General features: G+C 43.9%; 20 protein-coding genes and 1 pseudogene. 1 reads left to right on the forward strand and 20 read right to left on the reverse strand.

Annotated elements, in window-relative coordinates; all coding sequences use genetic code 11:
- Positions 1-89: 89 nt before the first annotated feature.
- The 13 genes from ACTO17_RS12765 to ACTO17_RS12825 all read right to left on the reverse strand — a co-directional run bounded on the left by ACTO17_RS12765 (position 90) and on the right by ACTO17_RS12825 (position 13,111).
- Complete coding sequence (locus tag ACTO17_RS12765; RefSeq protein WP_482558186.1) at positions 90-224, reverse strand: hypothetical protein; 135 nt, start codon at positions 222-224, stop codon at positions 90-92.
- Between the two features lie 74 nt (positions 225-298).
- Positions 299-499: an SHOCT domain-containing protein gene (locus ACTO17_RS12770; protein ID WP_482558187.1), complete on the reverse strand. Its 201-nt coding sequence runs from the start codon at positions 497-499 to the stop codon at positions 299-301.
- Between the two features lie 16 nt (positions 500-515).
- The gene (locus tag ACTO17_RS12775) at positions 516-647 is read right to left on the reverse strand and encodes a hypothetical protein (RefSeq protein WP_482558188.1); all 132 of its coding nucleotides are present in this window, start codon (positions 645-647) and stop codon (positions 516-518) included.
- A 155-nt stretch (positions 648-802) separates the two neighbouring features.
- The gene (locus ACTO17_RS12780; protein ID WP_482558189.1) at positions 803-1,417 is read right to left on the reverse strand and encodes a recombinase family protein; all 615 of its coding nucleotides are present in this window, start codon (positions 1,415-1,417) and stop codon (positions 803-805) included.
- A 375-nt stretch (positions 1,418-1,792) separates the two neighbouring features.
- Positions 1,793-2,917: an aldo/keto reductase gene (locus tag ACTO17_RS12785; RefSeq protein WP_482558190.1), complete on the reverse strand. Its 1,125-nt coding sequence runs from the start codon at positions 2,915-2,917 to the stop codon at positions 1,793-1,795.
- Between the two features lie 165 nt (positions 2,918-3,082).
- Positions 3,083-5,323 (reverse strand): DNA gyrase/topoisomerase IV subunit A, encoded by a 2,241-nt coding sequence (locus ACTO17_RS12790; RefSeq protein WP_482558191.1) that lies wholly within the window; start codon positions 5,321-5,323, stop codon positions 3,083-3,085.
- 39 nt (positions 5,324-5,362) lie between these two features.
- Complete coding sequence (locus ACTO17_RS12795; protein WP_172536929.1) at positions 5,363-7,285, reverse strand: DNA gyrase/topoisomerase IV subunit B; 1,923 nt, start codon at positions 7,283-7,285, stop codon at positions 5,363-5,365.
- A gap of 64 nt (positions 7,286-7,349) precedes the next feature.
- Positions 7,350-8,183: a serine/threonine protein kinase gene (locus ACTO17_RS12800; protein ID WP_482558192.1), complete on the reverse strand. Its 834-nt coding sequence runs from the start codon at positions 8,181-8,183 to the stop codon at positions 7,350-7,352.
- Positions 8,184-8,223: 40 nt separating this feature from the next.
- Positions 8,224-8,889, reverse strand: a complete 666-nt coding sequence (gene plsY / locus ACTO17_RS12805; RefSeq protein ID WP_482558193.1) for a glycerol-3-phosphate 1-O-acyltransferase PlsY — start codon at positions 8,887-8,889, stop codon at positions 8,224-8,226.
- Position 8,890: 1 nt separating this feature from the next.
- Positions 8,891-10,213 carry a ribosome biogenesis GTPase Der gene (gene der / locus ACTO17_RS12810; protein WP_482558194.1) on the reverse strand — a complete coding sequence of 441 codons (1,323 nt, stop codon included), beginning with the start codon at positions 10,211-10,213 and terminating at the stop codon, positions 8,891-8,893.
- 9 nt (positions 10,214-10,222) lie between these two features.
- Positions 10,223-11,560: a DUF512 domain-containing protein gene (locus ACTO17_RS12815; RefSeq protein WP_172536932.1), complete on the reverse strand. Its 1,338-nt coding sequence runs from the start codon at positions 11,558-11,560 to the stop codon at positions 10,223-10,225.
- A 395-nt stretch (positions 11,561-11,955) separates the two neighbouring features.
- Positions 11,956-12,144 carry a hypothetical protein gene (locus tag ACTO17_RS12820; RefSeq protein ID WP_172536933.1) on the reverse strand — a complete coding sequence of 63 codons (189 nt, stop codon included), beginning with the start codon at positions 12,142-12,144 and terminating at the stop codon, positions 11,956-11,958.
- A 244-nt stretch (positions 12,145-12,388) separates the two neighbouring features.
- Positions 12,389-13,111, reverse strand: coding sequence for a LytR/AlgR family response regulator transcription factor (locus ACTO17_RS12825; protein WP_172536935.1), 723 nt, complete (start codon positions 13,109-13,111; stop codon positions 12,389-12,391).
- Positions 13,112-13,715: 604 nt separating this feature from the next.
- Here ACTO17_RS12825 and ACTO17_RS12830 point away from each other — a divergent pair.
- Positions 13,716-14,705 carry a sensor histidine kinase gene (locus ACTO17_RS12830; protein ID WP_482558195.1) on the forward strand — a complete coding sequence of 330 codons (990 nt, stop codon included), beginning with the start codon at positions 13,716-13,718 and terminating at the stop codon, positions 14,703-14,705.
- A 57-nt stretch (positions 14,706-14,762) separates the two neighbouring features.
- Here the strand turns inward: ACTO17_RS12830 and ACTO17_RS12835 are convergent, their stop codons facing one another.
- The 7 genes and pseudogenes from ACTO17_RS12835 to ACTO17_RS12865 all read right to left on the reverse strand — a co-directional run bounded on the left by ACTO17_RS12835 (position 14,763) and on the right by ACTO17_RS12865 (position 19,368).
- The gene (locus ACTO17_RS12835) at positions 14,763-15,155 is read right to left on the reverse strand and encodes an HAD family hydrolase (protein WP_482558196.1); all 393 of its coding nucleotides are present in this window, start codon (positions 15,153-15,155) and stop codon (positions 14,763-14,765) included.
- Positions 15,156-15,347: 192 nt separating this feature from the next.
- Positions 15,348-15,920 (reverse strand): methyltransferase family protein, encoded by a 573-nt coding sequence (locus tag ACTO17_RS12840; protein ID WP_482558197.1) that lies wholly within the window; start codon positions 15,918-15,920, stop codon positions 15,348-15,350.
- A gap of 67 nt (positions 15,921-15,987) precedes the next feature.
- A pseudogene (locus ACTO17_RS12845) lies at positions 15,988-16,547 on the reverse strand (YdeI/OmpD-associated family protein).
- Positions 16,548-16,878: 331 nt separating this feature from the next.
- On the reverse strand, positions 16,879-17,568 hold the full coding sequence (locus tag ACTO17_RS12850; RefSeq protein WP_482558198.1) for an ATP-binding protein: 690 nt from the start codon (positions 17,566-17,568) through the stop codon (positions 16,879-16,881).
- Between the two features lie 98 nt (positions 17,569-17,666).
- Positions 17,667-18,314: an AlbA family DNA-binding domain-containing protein gene (locus ACTO17_RS12855; RefSeq protein ID WP_482558199.1), complete on the reverse strand. Its 648-nt coding sequence runs from the start codon at positions 18,312-18,314 to the stop codon at positions 17,667-17,669.
- 34 nt (positions 18,315-18,348) lie between these two features.
- Entirely contained in the window at positions 18,349-18,891 is a 543-nt protein-coding gene (locus tag ACTO17_RS12860; protein ID WP_172538895.1) for a hypothetical protein, read from the reverse strand.
- Between the two features lie 36 nt (positions 18,892-18,927).
- The gene (locus ACTO17_RS12865; protein WP_482558200.1) at positions 18,928-19,368 is read right to left on the reverse strand and encodes a hypothetical protein; all 441 of its coding nucleotides are present in this window, start codon (positions 19,366-19,368) and stop codon (positions 18,928-18,930) included.
- Between the last annotated feature and the right edge of the window lie 152 nt (positions 19,369-19,520).

Below are 19,520 nucleotides of genomic sequence, written 5' to 3' on the forward strand. Positions count from 1 at the left end.
TGGCATAAAAACACTCCTTTTCGATAAGAATTTCCATATCCTAATTCTTACCAAAAAGGAGCCATTTATTTCCAAAAACACAAACTTATTTACACTACCCTTTTTGCCACGGCAACGATAGCCTCTGCCTGGTCTGCAGCCTGCACTTCCAGGGCCGGGATATGTATGGCAAGGCTGCCGAACATCAGCAGGAATACCAGAAACTTTGCCATGTGTTTCTTCATTTGTCTGCACCCTCTTTCATATACTATACTGAAATTCCTTTTACACCTTCGGTTATGCAAAATACTTCAGCCGTTTATAATGCATCCAGAAGTTTTTCTTTCTTTGCATCAAATTCTTCTTGGCTGATTACTCCTGTATCCAATAAATCTTTCAGCTTCTTTATTTTGTCCAACGCCGATTCTTCATTAATAACATTTGTTACACTTTGAACAGATTGATTTTTACTGGAAAATTCTTCAAATATCTCTTTTATCCGCTTATAATTCTCTTCCATCTCACGCTTATTTTTATTAAATACAATACATCGAAACAATACCAGATATTTTTCTTTTTAATTCAATTTTGTTATCATATATTACCGCATCTGTTTCAATTCCACCCATCGCCTTATGCAGCGCTTTAAACCTGAATATTTCTCCCATAATTTAATTACTCCTTCCTTTTATCACCAGAACCGAATTGTTTCACAAAGCAGACTTTTTGAAACAGTTCGGTTATAATGTATTTATGGATAAAATTGTCAGAAAGCAGACGAGAGTGAGATCGAAAAAAACTGTTTCTCATTGTCTACTATTTGTTACAATATTTTCTTCTGACTCTTAAGTTTTTCACAGCATCTGCGGTAAAATGTCGAATGGCTCATATGTAAATCAGCCGCTGCTTCGCGTGTTGATATCATTCCCTGTTCCCACATTTGAAAATATTCTTCAAATTTCTCAGGCGTTTCCACCTTCCGGCATCCAAACTTAATCCCCCGGGCTTTTGCTGCCGCTATCCCCTCCGCCTGCCGCTGTCTGATAAAAACCCGCTCCGTTTCCGCTACATAAGCCAAAATCTGCAAAACCAAATCAGAGATAAAAATGCCTGTTAAATCTCCATGGCAGAAATTTGTATTCAGCAATGGCATGTCTACCACCTGAATATCCGCCCCTATTTCTTTTGTGACAATTCTCCACTGCTCCAATATCTCCCCATAATTTCTTCCCAACCTGTCAATGCTTTTAATGATTAAAGCATCTCCCCGTTTCAAACCTGCTAAAAGTTTCTGATACTGCGGACGCTGAAAATCTTTTCCTGATATTCTGTCAAGATAGATATTTTCTTCCGAAATGCCCTGTTCCTTTAATGCAATAAACTGCCGTTCCGGATTCTGCTCCTTTGTAGAAACCCGAATGTAACCATATTTTTTCATTTGAACCGTCCTCCTTATAAATCTATTCATCCATAATACGAATCGGCTTAACTCAATCATTGTCAAAAAAGACATAGACGACTCCTTACCGCCTATGTCTCCGTTCCTTATGTTGATTTGAAAGTACAAAAATAACAGGGACTCATCATAATCACTGTCATTTCTGTCAGTTCCACAAGTTTCCATTGTAAGGTTTCCTTGCTGATTAGTTTTGTCCGGTATTCAGAAATCATGGTTGGACTCATGTTCCGGCTCAGGGCATATTCAACAGAATATATTCTCCCCAGCTATCCTGTATAGCCTTATGGGAGACAAATTTCCAGGATGAAGATATATTTTTCCATTCAGCATTTGCGATATTCTCACTGCCCTTTTTCACCGTTCAAACATCTTTGCCGCTTCCTGCAAATGCCGAATCACCGGAAGATGCTGAGGACACTGTGTTTCACACTGGCCGCACTGAATGCAGTGGGAAGCCCTGCCAGATTTTTCAGCCTGCCGGTCATAAGATTCCTTGGCGGCGGGAAATCTGGCGTCACCGAACTGGCTGACCCCGTTTAACAGTTTGAAATAATCGGGAATCGGAATTTGTTTGGGACAGCCGTCCACACAGTAGCGGCAGTTGGTGCAGGCAACGCTCTTTTTGGCGCGGATCGCCGCAAGAGCCTGCGTAAGCGTTTCCTGCTCTGACTCTGTCAGGGGTTTTAACTCCTTCATATAAGAAATATTATCCTCCATCTGCGCTTCGCTGCTCATGCCCGAGAGCACCATCACTACATTTTCCAGAGAAGCCGCATAGCGAACCGCCCAGGAGGCAGCAGACATTCCGGGATTTGCCTTTCTCAGCAGATTTTCAGCGTCCTCAGGGAGATTTGCCAGAAGCCCGCCTTTGACCGGCTCCATAACAATCACCGGTTTTTTATGTTTCACACAGACCTCGTAACAGTTCCGGGACTGAACCTCCGGATCTTCCCAGTCCGCATAATTGATCTGAAGCTGAACATATTCCATCTCCGGATGTTTTTCCAGAATTCCTTCCAGCACTTCTGCGCTGTCATGGAAGGAAAAACCGATGTGGCGGATTTTCCCTTCCGCTTTCTTTCGGGCCACAAATTCAAACGCGCCCATACGCTCCGCCATTTCAAAATAATTCCGGTTCATGGCATGGAGCAGGTAATAGTCGAAAAATTCCACTCCGCACCGGGCAAGCTGTCCCGTAAAAAAATCTTCCAGACTGTCCCCCTCCTGAAGCAGCGAAAAACTCAGCTTGTCCGTGATGGTATAATCATTCCTGGGAAACCGTTTAGCCACGCATTCCCTAAAAGCCAGTTCACTGAATTCTTTTCCATGATAGGGCGTTGCCGTATCAAAATAAGAAAAGCCCTGGCTGATAAAACGATCTGCCATTTGGCAGAAAGCTTCATAATCGATCTTTGTGGTATCCGACGGGTCTGTAAGGGGAAGGCGCATAATGCCGAAACCTAATTTTTTTGTATTCATTTGAAAATCCTCCATGTTTTTCGGGTGGTAATATATATTTTTTAAATAGTACAGAGAAGTTTTATATATTTGGATACGGACGGAACAGCCAGGCGGCCCTTTCGCACGCAAAACTGGGTAACGCTTCGGCTAACTAACTGCTAACTTTGACTTAGGGACGGCCTGCTATTTTTTCACGCCTTTTCCATCCCGGTTGGCAAGCCGGAGCCGGTGAAGGGCGATTTCTTTTTCTTTCACCGTGATTGTCTGTTCTTCCTGGTTCAGAAGATAGACGGCCGAAAGCCTGTCTTTTTCATCAATTTTCATACCCCGGACTCCGATAGCTCCTTTTTTCTTTTCCGGCACGTCGGAGGCCAGAAAACGCAGGAACATGTTTTTCTCTGTCTGCAGAACAATGCTCTCTTCTTCTGTTTCTGAAAGAATTTGGACCAGCAGCAGCCGCTCCCCTTCATTTAATTTGGTGGCTGCAACGGTGCGTTTGGATACGTCAAATTCTTCTCCACGCACCTGCTTGAGCATTCCGCCGCTGCTTGCAAACAGCAGTTTTCGCCCCAGCAGCCCGCTGAGGCTGCTGACACAGACCATAACTTCTTCATTGCTGTTATAATTGCTGATGTTATCCAACGGCGTTCCCTTGTCCCGGAATTTTCCATGGGGCAGATCTAAAATCTTTACGGAATGCATCTGTCCCTTGTCGGTAAAAATACACAGTTTGTCTGTATTCATACAGGAAATCACGTATTTATTCTCCGCGTCTGCCGCCTCCCGGTTCCGCTCATAAGTGGCGGCGTCCACTGTCTTTACATAGCCGAACCGGTCCATTAAAAGGACTACCGGCATCTCCTCCACTTTCTTTTCCTCATAGACTGCTTCCGCCGCATTTTCAATGGCAGTTCTCCGCTCCCGGCCGTACTCTTTCTGAAACCGGTTCAGCTCTTTGATAATGACTTTGGCCATTGCAGCGCGGCTTCCCAGGATTTCCTCATACTTTGCAATATTAGAAAGGGTTGTATCGTGTTCTTTCATCAGGGCTTCAATTTCTAACCCGATTAACTTATACAGGCGCATTTCTAAAATAGCCGTGGCCTGCCGCTCTGTAAAGCAGAGCTGTCTGGCGTCCGCTTCGGAACCTTTGTAGCGGAATTCTATGTTCTTTGTGTTGCCGTTCATCAGACAGTCTTTGGCGTCTTTGATATTCTTGGAACCCCGAAGGATTTCGATAATCAAGTCAATAACGTCACAGGCTTTGATTAAGCCTTCCTGGATTTCCTTCTTTTCCAGTTCTTTTGCCAGCAGGGTTTTGTATTTTCTGGTGGCCAGTTCGTACTGGAAGTTTACATGATGGCGGATGATGGGCACAAGCCCCATGGTTTCCGGCCGGCCCTCTGCCACTGCCAGCATATTGACGCCGAAGGTGTCCTCCAGTCTTGTTTTTTTGTAAAGCATGTTGCAGAGATTTTCCACATCTGCGCCTTTTTTCAAATCCAGTACAATGCGGATGCCCTCTTTGGAGGACTGGTTGGAAATATCCACAATATCGTTGGTTTTCCGGGCCTCTGTCAGATTGTACACATCCATCAGGAATTTCCCGATATTGGCCCCTATCATGGTGTAGGGGATTTCCGTAATCACCAGCCGCTGCCTGCCGCCTTTTACCTGTTCAATCTCCACTTTTCCCCGGATTTTGATTTTTCCGGCGCCTGTCTCATAAATATGCAGCAAATCTGACTGATTCACCACAATGCCCCCGGTGGGAAAATCCGGGCCTTTGATATGCTCCATCAGCTCTTTCGTTGTGATATCAGGGTTTTTCATATAGGCTTTCACTCCTTCAATCACTTCGGAAAAATTGTGGGGCGGAATACTGGTAGCCATGCCCACGGCAATGCCTTCCGCGCCATTAATCAAAAGATTGGGCACCTTCACCGGAAGCACGGAGGGCTCTTTTTCCGTCTCGTCAAAATTGGGCACAAAATCCACCACATCTTTGTCCAAATCGGCAAGGTAGGCTTCCTGGGTGATTTTCTGCAGACGGGCCTCCGTATAACGCATAGCCGCCGCCCCGTCTCCCTCAATGGAACCGAAATTGCCGTGGCCGTCCACTAAGGGCAGGCCCTTCTTAAATTCCTGAGCCATCACCACCAGCGCCTCATAGATGGAGCTGTCTCCATGGGGATGGTATTTACCCATGGTATCCCCCACGATACGGGCGCATTTCCGGTAGGGCCTGTCATGGCGGATGCCCAGTTCATGCATATCGTAGAGGGTTCTGCGCTGAACAGGCTTCAATCCGTCCCGTACGTCCGGCAGCGCCCTTGCGATGATCACGCTCATGGCGTAATCTATGTATGATTTCTGCATTATTTCCGAATATTCCGTTCGGATAATCTGTTCCTTTTCCTGCATGGTAAATCCTTTCTGTCAGTTATCTGTGCCAAACATTCATTAAATGTCAAGCTCCGCATCATGGGCATGCTCGTGAATAAACTCCCGCCGGGGCGGAACCTCTGTTCCCATCAGCATTTCTGTCACGTCAGAAGCCATCCTTGCATCCTCAATTTCCACCTGCTTTAAAATACGGGTAGCCGGATTCAGCGTAGTCTCCCACAGCTGATCCGCATCCATCTCCCCCAGTCCCTTATACCGCTGCAGGGTGAAGGGGCCTTTGTGCCGTTTCCGGTATTTTTCCAAAGCCACATCGTCGTAAAGATATTCCTCCGCTCCCCGGGAGGGAATAGCCTTGTACAGCGGCGGCATGGCGATATAGACATGTCCCTCGAAAATCAGCTCCGGCATAAAACGGTAAAACAGCGTCAGCAGCAGCGTGGAAATATGGGCTCCGTCCACGTCCGCATCCGCCATAATGATAATCTTGTCATAGCGCAGTTTGGAAATATCAAAATCATTGCCGAACCCTTCTGAAAATCCGCAGCCGAAGGCATTGATCATGGTTTTGATTTCCGCATTGGCCAAAACCTTATCAATACTGGCTTTTTCCACATTCAGAATTTTCCCCCGGATGGGCAGAATTGCCTGATAATTCCGGTCCCTGGCTGTTTTGGCAGAGCCGCCGGCAGAATCTCCCTCCACAATGAAAATCTCACAGACGGAAGCGTCTCTGCTCTCGCAGTTGGCCAGTTTGCCGTTGGAATCAAAGGAAAATTTCTGTTTGGTCAGAAGGTTGGTCTTGGCTTTTTCCTCGGATTTGCGGATTTTGGCCGCTTTTTCCGCGCAGGCAATGACTTTTTTCAGATTCTCCAGATTCTTGTCAAAATAAAGCTGAATCTCTTCTCCGGTTATTTTGCCGGTCACCCGGGAAGCGTCCTGGTTGTCTAATTTTGTTTTGGTCTGGCCTTCAAACCGGGGATCGGGATGCTTAATGGAAATTACAGCCGTTAAGCCGTTGCGCACATCGGCCCCGGTGAAATTGGAATCCTTCTCCTTTAAAATTCCCAGCTCTCTGGCATAATTGTTGATCACCGTGGTAAATATGGTTTTAAATCCGGTCAGATGGGTTCCCCCTTCCGCATTGTAAATATTGTTGCAGAATCCCAGTACATTTTCATGAAATTCATTGATATACTGAAACGCCGCTTCCACGGTAATTCCTTCGCTCTCTCCTTTAAAATACACCACATCATGAACCGCTTCCGCTTTCCGGTTCAAATCCTTCACAAATCCGCTGATTCCCTCTTCCTCGTGAAATTCCAAATGCTCCGTGACTTCTCCCCGCTTATCCTCATAAACAATGGTAAGTCTGGGATTCAAGTAAGCGGTTTCATGAAGGCGGCTTTTTACATCCTCCTCCTTGAAACGGGTTTTTTCAAATATTTCCGGATCAGGCAGAAAGTTGATTCTGGTGCCGGTCTTTTTGGTTTTCCCAATCACCGGCAGCATCCCCTGCGCTAACTCAACCACCGGATTCCCTTTTTCATATCTGTCGTGATAAATTTTCCCGCCCAGATGCACCTGAAGATCCAAATAAGTGGACAGAGCGTTTACCACAGAAGAACCGACTCCGTGGAGGCCGCCGCTGGTCTTATAGGCGTCATTGTCAAATTTTCCTCCTGCATGGAGGGTGGTGAACACCAGGCGGGCCGCAGACATGCCCTTTTCATGCATTCCCACGGGAATGCCCCGGCCATTGTCCTCCACGGTGCAGGAGCCGTCCGCCTCCAGGGTTACATATATGGTATCGCAAAATCCTGCCAGATGTTCATCCACAGAATTGTCTACAATTTCATAAATTAAATGGTTCAGGCCCTTGCGGGACACGCTTCCGATATACATGCCCGGCCTTTTTCTCACTGCTTCCAGGCCCTCTAATACGGTAATATTCCCGGCGCCGTATTCCTGATTCTTTGCCATTCTCTTTTCCTTTCCTCTTGTTCTGTTCTGGTACACATGTTCTGTTTTTAACCTGCTTATTGTATCATAGTTTTTTGCGATTTGCAAAGTTTTCCAGATCTTTTCTCAAATCTTCACAGGAGGGATACCGCTGATCCGGATTTGGGCGGGTGCATCTCCTTACAATTCTGTCCAGTTTCCGGGACAAACGGCGGCTGCAGCGGCGGAGCTGAAAGGCTCCGTCCCTGACCTGTCCCGGCTCCTGGCCGGTCAGCAGATGGTACATGGTTACTCCCAGACCGTAAATGTCCGTTCTGGCGTCCGCCCGCTCTCCGGCAAGCTGTTCCGGCGCCGCATATCCCCTGGTCCCGAGATTAGGCGTATCCCCATCTCCTGTGAAAACTGCTCCAAAATCAATCAGCCGCAGATTGCCGCCGGGCTGCAGCATAATATTGCCCGGCTTCATATCCCGGTAAATCACCGGCGGCCGGCAGTTGTGAAGATATCCCAGCACCAGGCACATGTCTCTTGCCCACCGGACTACGTCTGCCTGGGACTGAGGCCCTGACCGCTTTAAAACCTGCTCCAGCGTTTCCCCTTCCAGGTATTCCATTACTATGTATAAGGCTTCTTCCTCCTCCACCACTTCCTCCACCGACGGAAAATAGGGATACTTCAGCCTCATAATCAGTTCCGTTTCCTGCCGCATGATTATTTTGTGTATCTCTTCCACCGCTCCCTGAGATTTCCGGATCTCCTTGATTGCCCGGTTCTTCTTCTGTACTTTGTCATAAGCCAGATAAACGTTCGAAGAGCCTCCGGCTCCCAGAATTCTCTGAATTTCATAGCGGTTCTTTAATTTGTCTCCCTGTCTCAGCGCTGCACTCTCCTTTTTGATGTTTTGCAGATGATATAACAAAAGAGAATCCCCGCCTGTGAGATTCTCTTTCGTAATGTTCTTATGAATTTTTCTTAAGATCCCCTGACTTGCTGACGGAAATTTTATTTTCCGTTCCGGTCAAAAGCCGTTTCACATTGGCCCGGTGCCGCCAGATTGCCAGAATGGTAAACACGGCGCCCACAGCGTAAATCTCCGGCAGCAGCCCGACATTTACCCTGATATGGCCCATCTGCCCGAAGATAAGTAACTGAATGTAAAAACAGAGGGACACCAGGATAGAACCCAGGGACACGTAACGGGTAGCAGCCACGGTCACCACAAACACCAACAGGCAGAGAACTGCCAGAGGCGGATAAAAGGTAAGCAGAAATCCTGCCGTACAGGCAATTCCTTTTCCGCCTTTAAACTTCATATAGAAGGGGAAATTATGGCCCAGAACTGTTCCAAGCCCTGCGTACATCTCCAGTAAATGCACCGCCTCCGGATATTTTTCCCGGAATAACAGCCAGGCGATCAGCATGGACAGCATGGCCTTTCCCGCGTCTCCCAGAAAGGTGATAAGGCCGGCTTTCCACCCCAGCGTGCGCAGCGTGTTGGTGGCTCCCGCATTCCCGCTTCCGTATTCCCGAATATCAATATGGTGAAGTTTCCCATAGATAAATCCTGTTTGAAACAGTCCCAAAACATAACCAATGGCCAGACAAATAACTCTGCTGAGAATCATATTACCCTTCCTTTCTTTCCCGAATGATGAATTTTAACGATGTGCCCTGGAAGCCGAAGGCCTCCCGGATTCTGTTTTCCAGATATCTGGTATAAGAAAAATGCATCAGTTCCTTATCATTTACAAAGATTACAAACGTTGGCGGCTTTACGGCAACCTGCGTCATGTAGAACAGCTTCAGCCTCTTGCCTTTATCGGAAGGGGGCTGCTGCATTGCAACAGCTTCGGTCATAATCTCATTCAGCACTCCCGTTGCAACCCGCATGGAGTTGTTTTCCAAAACCACGTCAATCATATCAAAAAGCTTCCGGGTACGCTGCCCGGTTTTGGCCGAAATAAAAAGAATCTCCGCATACGGCATAAAACTTAAAACCTGGCGGATTCGGTCTGCATGCTTGTAAATGGTCTTATCGTCTTTTTCAATGGCGTCCCATTTATTCACTGCAATGATAATTCCCTTACCCCGTTCATGGGCAATTCCTGCAATCTTGGCGTCCTGTTCCGTCACGCCTTCGGTGGCGTCAATCACCACCACCACCACGTCGGCCCGCTCCACAGCCGTAACGGCGCGGATAATGCTGAACCGCTCCAGTTCCTCTTTAATCTTGCTCTTTCTTCTTAATCCTGCCGTATCAATAAACACATATTCCCGATCCTGCCAGGTAATCTCCGTATCAATGGCGTCTCTGGTGGTTCCTGCAATCTCTGACACAATCACCCGCTCTTCTCCAAGCAGATGGTTAATCAGCGAGGACTTGCCTACATTGGGCTTTCCCACGACTGCAACCTTGGGCCGCTCGTCCTCCTCTTCTGCTTCTGCATGTTCCGGAAAATGCCTGGCCACTTCATCCAGCATATCGCCGATTCCCAGTCTGGACGCTGAGGAAACCGGAATCGGATCGCCGATTCCCAGATTGTAAAACTCATAGACGTCCGTCATGTATTTCTCAAAGCTGTCCACCTTGTTCACCACAAGCACCACCGGCTTCCCGGAGCGGCGCAGCATATCCGCAACCTTGGAATCCGCGTCCACAAGCCCCTGGCGCACGTCCGTCATGAAAATAATCACATCCGCCGTATCAATGGCAATCTGCGCCTGTTCCCGCATCTGAGATAAAATAATATCTTTGCTTTCCGGCTCAATTCCTCCGGTATCAATCAGGGTAAAGGTCATATCCAGCCAGCTCACCTCGGCATAAATCCTGTCCCTTGTAACCCCCGGCGTATCCTTGACAATGGAAATCCTCTCTCCTGCCAACGCATTGAACAGGGTGGATTTTCCCACGTTGGGACGCCCCACTACTGCAACTACTGGTTTACTCATTCCACTCTCCTAACTTTCTCTCATCAAACACGACACCAAATCCTGTCCGCTTGATTTTACAATATCTGCCTTCACTTGTAAAGCATTTTCCAACTGGGAAAGGGTAATATCATCCAGAAACACCTCTTCCCCGCTGCGCAGAAGATTACAGGGCAGCAGCAGCCTGTCTCCCAGTTTCTTTCCCTTCAGCTGCCCTAAGATATCCTGTCCTGTCAAAAGCCCTGAAACCGTAATCCGTTCTCCGAAAAAATGATTTTGGATGGGAATAACCTGAATCTGTTTTTCCGGGAAAACCGCCTGAAACTGCTCCGTCAGCTCTTTCAGCGCCGGAGCGGCAAGAACGCCTGTGGCAACGGTGATTTCCTCTGCCTTTAACTCCCTTGAAGCTTCCGGCCTTCCGGCTTTTTCCTGCTCTAACGCCTCTCGGAATTCTTCCCGCAGAAGCCTGAGCATTCCCACGCCGTTTTCCAGCTGAAGGTATCCGTCATACTGTTCTTCCGGCGGCAGCTCCTTCTCTGCCAGCAAATACCATTCGTCGCTGGCATGGATAAAATGAAGCTCCGACTGCTCCATGCACAATTTTTGATAATGATGGACGGTCTGAAGCACTTCTTTTGCATCCTCCCTGGTAAAAGGCTCTAAGGGATACAGCCCCTCCCGGAATCTGCTCAGCCCCACCGGAACCACCGACACGCTCTCCATTACAGGCATATATTTCATCAAATCTTCTATGCTCCGCTTCAGCTCCTCTTTGTCATTGACTCCTTTGCAGAGGACAATCTGGCCGTTCATGGGAATTCCCGCTTCATAAAGCGTGTCTATTTTCTTTAACGCCTCTCCTGCAAACCGGTTGTTCAGCATTCTGCAGCGAAGCTCCGGGTTTGTGGCCTGCACAGAAATATTAATCGGCCCAAGCCTGTAGTCCAGAATCCGCTGAAAATCATGATCTTTCATATTGGTAAGGGTCACATAATTTCCCTGCAGAAACGAAAGCCTGGAATCGTCATCCTTAAAATACAGCGTATCCCGCATTCCCTTTGGCATCTGATCGATAAAACAGAAAATACATTTATTGCGGCAGGACTTATAATCATCCATCAGGCCGTTCTCAAATTCAATGCCCAAATCCTCTTCGTATTCTTTTTCAATCTCCAGTTCCCATTCCTCGCCGTTTTCCTTACGGATCACAAGGGTAAGATATTCTTCATTGGTATAATAATGGTAGTCAAATACATCTTCTATTTCATGTTCATTGACAGACAGCAGCCTGTCCCCCGGCGCCACCTCCAGTTCTTCTGCGATGCTGCCCGGCTGAACCCTGTATACAATATGCTCTTTCAAAATCAACGCTCCATTCTTTCCGCAATACGAAAAAAAGGAATTATCATGCTAAAGCGTTTCCCGAAGCACATCTGAGAAAACATTTTCACATGCGCTTCGGTACAAATCGTTCTAAAATGATAATTCCCGCATCAAATGCAGTATTCAGAAATTTAATCTTCGCTGTCCTCGTCTACGACTCCTGCCACTGCTCCGGCTACAGACGCCACCACTGAAACGATTACCGCAATCAGCACCACGCCTCCAATTATAAAAACCATCATTTCCTGTCATCTCTTTTCTTAATATTTTCACTTGATGGATTTATTATACCAAAGAGGATGTACGGTGTAAAGGCAAATTTCACAGAGACCGGCAGATATTGCTCCTGCGGTTATATTTCACAGCATAAAGCCTGAGATTCATTTCCCTGTTTCCCGGGTTTTTCCCTTCGTCAGTTTTTGATAAACCATCATTGCGCCAATCCCTAACACGACACCTATCGCTGTCGATTCCAAATAAATGCCTTCCACATTGCAGAAGATACTGACTGCCATTAAAATCATCATTGTTACCGCTACTATGGCGGCTCCTATTAAGAAATTCCTCATATTCTCTCTTTCTCCTTTCCAGCTTTAAGGAACAATCCTGAAATTTGTTTTCTGTTCCTTACAGATATCATTATACCTGTTTTTTCCCGATATCTGCGGTTTTATAGCCAACGATCCATTTTCTGTCTTTTTTGCTTTTATCTGCCTCCAAAAACTCACCCGGGAATCGCAAACGCCGGCCGCCGACCCAATAAAAAAACTGAATGCTCCTGAGACAGCCCGGTAACATTCAGCTTTTTATATTTCATTTTAATCCTTTCATCATCCGGGACGAAATCAGGCATTCATCTCCATTGACCATATAAATCACCCGGTTCTGAAAATCAATTTCCCTGATATTGTCTCTGTTTACCAGAAAAGAGCGGTGACAGCGGTAAAAACGGCCGTCCACCTCTTTCTCAATCTCTTTGATTTTCCCCAAGAATTCCATCTGACGGTTTTTGCAGTGCAAAATAATCTTATGTACATTGGGAGACGTTTCAAAAAAGAGAATCTCATCATAATCTACGGTAAATACCTTTTCGTTCACTTTCACTGAAAAATTCGCATGCACTTTATTATTCACAGACGCAAATCTCTGACTGGCTTTGAGAATGCATTCGCACATTCTTCTTTCCAGTTCTTCCGGATCATCCTTCAAAATAAAATCCATCGCTTCTAATTTGTAAATAAACGTCATGTAACTCATCTCTGAATGAGTTGTAACAAAAATAATAAACCCTCTTGGATCATATTTTCTGATTTCCTGGGCCAGAGTCAGTCCTGTCATATCTGCGCCCAGGGCAATGTCCAGAAAATATATTCCGACTTCCCCGGTTTCTTTCACTGTGTCAAGAATCCTATGGGGATCTTCAGAAACGCAGCCAAACTCCATGTCCAGTTCTTCCATCAGAATCATGTTTTCGATTACTTGCTGCATTCTGTTTCTCTGCACTTCTATATCTTCGCAAATATATAGTTTCAGCATACTGCATATTCTCCTTGCGGCTGTCCTGCCTGATATCATTATCGCGAAACGCCTGAAATTTGTCAATCATAAGAAATGCCCCATCATGGCCATTCTTCTTAATTGTTTTATTATAAAACAAAAGATCCGTATTCTGTCTTTTCTGTCGCAAACGCTTATTTTTGAATCATAAATGGGTTTTGTCTTGCCAATTTCTTCCCAATAAACTATAATATTGAACTGCCGGAGTAATAATTTTGCCATCAGCTCTGAATGATCTTTGTTAATAAAATGCACGAAGGAGTTTTTTATGATTACACTGTATTTGCTTTCATCCATCTTTACCGGACTCATGCTGACTGGTGATATTTTCATATTAATCCACCCGCATCTTCCTATAAAAAAATACCCCATTTTCTTTTTATCCTTTTCAGCGCTTTTTTTTCTGCAAATGTATCTGAACATTTCGCTTCTGCTATTGGTTACACTGACGGTAAATTCTCTGCTGTTAGTGAAATTCACCAAGAAATTATATGCGGTTTTTTATGCTACGCTGAGTTATTTGGTAAACATTGTTGTGTGCAATGTACTCACGTTTGTAGCTAATATGTTATGGGATATCTCCGTGAAAGAATTAAATGCCAGCGCACTTTATTTATTCATATTCTTTGTCTGTACCATAACGGCGTCCTGCCCCATTCTGTATCTGATCAGACGGCTGCAGGACAAATATCTGCTCCCTACGTTTGAAGAAATGAACAAAAAATTGATGGCTTTCATTGCTTTAACCCTTTTACTCTGCGCATTTTCAAGCTACACGATGGCTTCTTATTACGATACCCTGGAAATTACGCACAGAGAGTTTTTTTTAATGGCTTCTTCCATTGCCCTTTACACCGCGTTTACCATAAGCATGATTCTGATTGCGCTGTACTCAGCCAGAAAAAATTATGAAACTCAGAAAAAAATAGAATATCTGGAAAACTTAAACGAATACACCAAAAACCTGGAAATGGTATACAATAACCTACGTTCTTTCCGGCATGATTATATCAATATTATGACTTCCCTGGCCGCATATATTGATGAGAAAAAATATGGGGAACTGGAAGCCTTTTTCTATGAGCATATTCTGCCAATGCAAAAAAACCTTACACAGAAAAACAGCGCATTGAACAAGCTCTTACATATCCATATCCTGGAATTGAAAAGTATTCTGTACAGCAAACTGCTGTTAGCCGTTAATTTGGATATTGAAGTGAATATTGATATTCCGGACGAAATTGATTCCATTCACATGGAATCCGTAGATCTGACCCGAATGCTTGGAATTTATCTGGATAACGCCATAGAAGCATGTCTGGAAACAGAACAGCCGGTGGTGAATTTTCATCTGGGCAAAATGAATCAGGATATCGTATTTATTATATCCAATACCTTTGTTGACAAAGGGCTTTCTGTCACACAGATGTATAAAAAGGAAGTGACCACAAAAGGGAACGGCCATGGCATCGGCCTTCACAATGTATCTGAAATCCTGAACCGCTATGATAATATTTATCATGAAACCTCCATCAAAGAGGGCCTGTTTATACAGCAGGTTCAGATATCGTAACTGCCGCTGCCTTGTTCTTTCTGGCCTATGTAAATCATGTATTACTCCGGCTGCTTTTTAGATTAACTGCAGTTTTTCAAAAGCCTGGTAAAGACCGTCCTCTGTGACCGGCGGACAGACCATGTGGGCAAGCTTCTGCAGGGCAGGGCTTCCATTCGCCATACAGACGGCGGTTTCCACAGCCTGAAGCATCTCTAAATCATTCATACTGTCTCCAACAGCAATTGTACCTTTACGGGAAACCCCCAGAAATCCGCATAATCTTTCCACTGCCTTTCCTTTGTTGAAAGCCTTGTTGGCCAGTTCTCCATTCACAATCCCGCAGGCGTCCTGATCCTGAATGCAGAAGTCAAATTCATCCCGCAATTCCTGCATGGGTTTTTCCAGGCGCTCTGTTCCCCTGCTCATAAATGCCATTCCATAAATAGGCTCCCCATCGTATTCCGACATAGGATGAATGCCCAGTTCACTCTCAATCTGAATCCTCCACCGCAGTAACTCACTGTTGGCCCTGGACTGGGCATTTGCCGCAAGAAATTCCTTATTCCGATGGTTATATTACTCCGGCGGTTAAATATCACAGTAGATTACGCAGAATAAATTTTCATCTGCAAGGCGGCAGCATTCATGCGCATACCGTTATCATTTCCTTCCAAGATATCTTCGGACTTTACTTTTGTAGACGTCGTACTCCGCCCCGAATGTTTTGGACAAAAACGCTTCTTCCTGCAGGATTTGCAGATGGAGCATTGTCACGGCAAAAACAGAGAACGCCATCAAAATCCAGTTGAAGGCTATCAGCAGCAGACCTGCATAAACGCAGTCAAAGGCTAAAAAAGCAGGATTTCTGCTAATGCTGTAAATCCCACTGGTGATGATTTCTGTTTTATCGTTTTCTGCTATGCCGGCCCGCCAGCTGTCCTTCATGGTTACAACGGATACAGTAAAAAGAATATCTCCTATCAAGCCAAGAACCACGCCGGCAGCAGCGAAGGGCTGCGGCAAATATTCAGGAGCACAAAACAGGCTGAAAACTTCTGCAGCCACCACGGAATAAGTGGCTGCTTTCATAACCAGCTCAATATAAAATATTTTTGTTTTCTGTTTGCCTCTTGCTATTTGGTCTGTCTGTATGCCTTTTCTTTTTTGCAGTATCATCTTACAAAAGTAGACGGTATAAAACACAGCAAGTATCAATACTCCAATGATTTTCATTCTCTTTCCTTTCCAGTAGGAACAGCGTTTTCATTTGAATCTCATGCCCCTCATACACACATTACCTTTACATGGGTTTCAGGTTTTTATTAAGCCGATCCACCATCCAGGCAAGCCGCTTTTCACGTCCGGCTTCTGTCTTTGCGTCAAAATACGCCCGCATATAAGTTTTCTTTACAGATAAGGACATCGCCTGAAAATTTGTACTGGCAGGCTCATATTCTTTGAGCAATGAAGAAAGCCGGGCAATTTGCTCCTCTGTCACCGCCACAGAGTTTTGGGCGTCCCACTGGCCGTTTTCCTTGCTTCCTCGATTTTCTTTCTGCCGAAATCAGTCATAAGCCCACGCGCTTCAAGGCTTTCAACCAACGCCTTATTTTTCTCTGACCACTTGCTCTTTTCCCTGCGCATGGAAAAATATTTCTTATATGTTTTATCGTCGATACTTTTCATCTGTCCGTCAATCCAGCCAAAGCAGAGAGCTTCCTCAAGCGCTTCTGCCGCTTTTATGGTTTTCGGCCCTCCGGATTTACCAAATAAAAGCCAGACGCCATCATTTGACAGGCAGTGCTCCGAAAGCCACTTTCTAAATTCCTCTCTGTCTGCAAATTCTATTACATCACTCATAGTTCGCTCCTCCTTTTGTTTTGGCAAACTAACTGCTAACTGCATCTAAGGAGTTCCGGAAAACCGTCACTCCTAAAACTCCGTAAGCAGTGGATTTCACCTCCACACAATACGCCCATGAACCGTTTGCTTAGCCAAAGGGCAATCCGGTAGTTCCTGTATATCGAAATATAGATTGTTCACTGTAGTACTAACACTTACCAATATGAAATAAAAAATTTTATCTTTTATCGTATGGCAATGAAATAAATACGACAATTGATTCCAACCAAAAAAGAATAAGGCGGTGGCTCATAAATATGTCAAGTAGAGAACAACAAATTTCAACAAATTATTTCAATTTGTAATAACTTCCCTTGAACTTCCCCTCTTTTCTCAATACTCCTGTCTCGACCAGTTCCTTTAAGATTTTTAATGCACGGGAATCCTTCACATTCAGCAGACTCTGAACATCTTTATTTGTAATTGCTCCCTTTTCCTCTATATATTGAATAATTTTTTTATAATTGTCATTCAATTTATCCGTACTTTCCATCACTTTATCCGTACTTATCCGTACTTTACCCGTACTTTTACTAATTCTCGTCTTATCCTGAAATCGAAACAAATTGATGCGAAAACTTCCTGCAATTTCCATTAACTCTGGTTCTTCTAATCCAAGTTCTTTGCACCGTCTGATAATTCTCGGTATCCCACTTCCCCAATGTTCCATAATATTCATATAAGTAAATGCATAAACCAGCGCTCGATTCCTGGGTATAGAAATCCCTTCTCTAATATCTTCCACTCTCAAACTCCCAAACAGCATCCCTGGAGAAGTCACTTCCACACGATCATCATAGATTGCTACTTGTACACTAGAGGGATGCAGATAACTGCGATGAACCACGGCATTACAAATCATCTCCCTCATGCAGTCTGTTGGAAGTTCATATACATCTGTTCGATATAATCCATTGATTTCTGAACTCATATGAATATTGCGCAGGACATACTCGTATGCCGCATTCAGCTGTGCCACAATATCCCCATCGTATTCTATCCGGTCAATAAATACATCCCTGTCTGTCCCCTTGAATACAGCGCATTGAATTGTTGCTTGAGGAAGCAAATTGCGCGTCATAAGCAAAATGCATTTGTTGGAAAATAGTCATCTCCCCGTTTTACCAAAAAACCCCAGCTTAACAGTCTTTGTTTTGTCAAGCGATGAATCCTCTCTGCCGTTTCCTCAGATCTGCAATGTTCCACAGCATATTGATACATCTTATTACACAGGCAGTTAATCTCATCCTCTGTGACACTTTCTTCAGGTGCCGCATATGTCTGATCAAAACACCGATTAACACCCTCGAACTCCAATTCTTTTAACACAAACGAATCTGCTGGCCGGGTAGTTCCTGATACCCGGATATAAGTACCGCTTTCCTTTCCCTTTGCGGCAAGATAATATGGACGCTGACTGCCTGGCATTATATTTACAACAATTAAAATCTTTTCCTTAACAGAAGCCAGTGTTACAATTGGTGTAATCATCGGCGTACAACTGTCACAGATTGCCGAAGTAATTCCATCCATTATGGAAAAAACATCTTCCTGATTAATTCCAACAACCTTACATGTACCATCCTCCACCCCAAACACAATTTTTCCTCCGCTGGCGTTTGCAAATGCAACTACAGTTTTCATGTATACTTCACTTTTTTTCGGAACTTCCTGTTTAAACTCAATAAACTCTGATTCGCCGGATATAATATCTTTCAAAGTCATAAAATATCACCTTCTTTCTCTTCTGAGTATGCCACTACATAACATCAAATAATTCATTTTTCCGCAAAGCCGAATCCAATATCCGGCTTTTTTCACTCAATAACGATAAGCCTCTTTCTGCATCTACCTGTTCTTGACAATAGTCTAAAACATCTTCTTTATAATTTGTAAAATCACTAATTATATAAGCAGGAATATTTTCCCTCAATAATTGAATAATAGCATATTTAGCCACTCCTCCCGCTTGCATATTACCCATCACTTTTTTTAGAACAATATACATTTTTGTGTTATCTAATTCTTTGTCAATATCATAATCATCAAAAAATAATCTCTTACTTTCAATTTTATATTTTTCTAAAAACCTCTTTCGGATTTCTTTATATTTTTTCATTTGCATTGCCAGTCCATCTGGCAAACGCACTCTATAATTGTTGATTATCAAATCATTTAATTGATCATTATAATCCTTAATTTTCAATTTCCTAATAGCATCATTTTTGAGCCCATATGCCAAAACTAATTTTGTAATCAGAGACGAAATATAGTTTGAATAAATTCCTTTCTCTTTACTCAATATTTTTTCAATATCTATACCATCAATAATCTTATCTCACTCTTCTAAAATTTTCTCTGCCATTTCTCTCCCTATTGGCTCTTGCGTATCAGACTCCCGCAATCCTAATTCCTTTATTTTTCTCTCAAATGCTTCTTTAAATTCTTCTTTTTTTATATTGTCCTGAAAATAATCATTTGTTTCTCCATACTTAATTGAAAGAAATTTATAAAAATTTCCTAATACAGAAAAGTAGACATCTACTGCAGCTCTGCTTTTCAGATTACCCGCCTTCACATAATATTCAACACTCTGTAATAATTTATCCTTATTCATCACATTTAAGAAACAGATATAGGTAACATCTAACTCTCTAAGTTCTAATGAGACAAATTCAAAAAATGCATATATTTTACTTTTATATATATTTGTAGTTGCTTCTCCTTTCTCTTTCTTTATTACGTCCAAAAACTCTTTTATCTCATGAATAAAATCCATTTTTTTCTTCTTTTAAATATACAACCTACTTATTTTATTAATTTCATTGTATCAATCTCTTTCTTGTTTTACAACACAAGATATACATTTAAAAATATTTTTACCATTTAGGATCAGCAATAGTAAATGCGTTCTACCTCTTTCTTACACTG

The organism is Petralouisia sp., assembly GCF_056822245.1.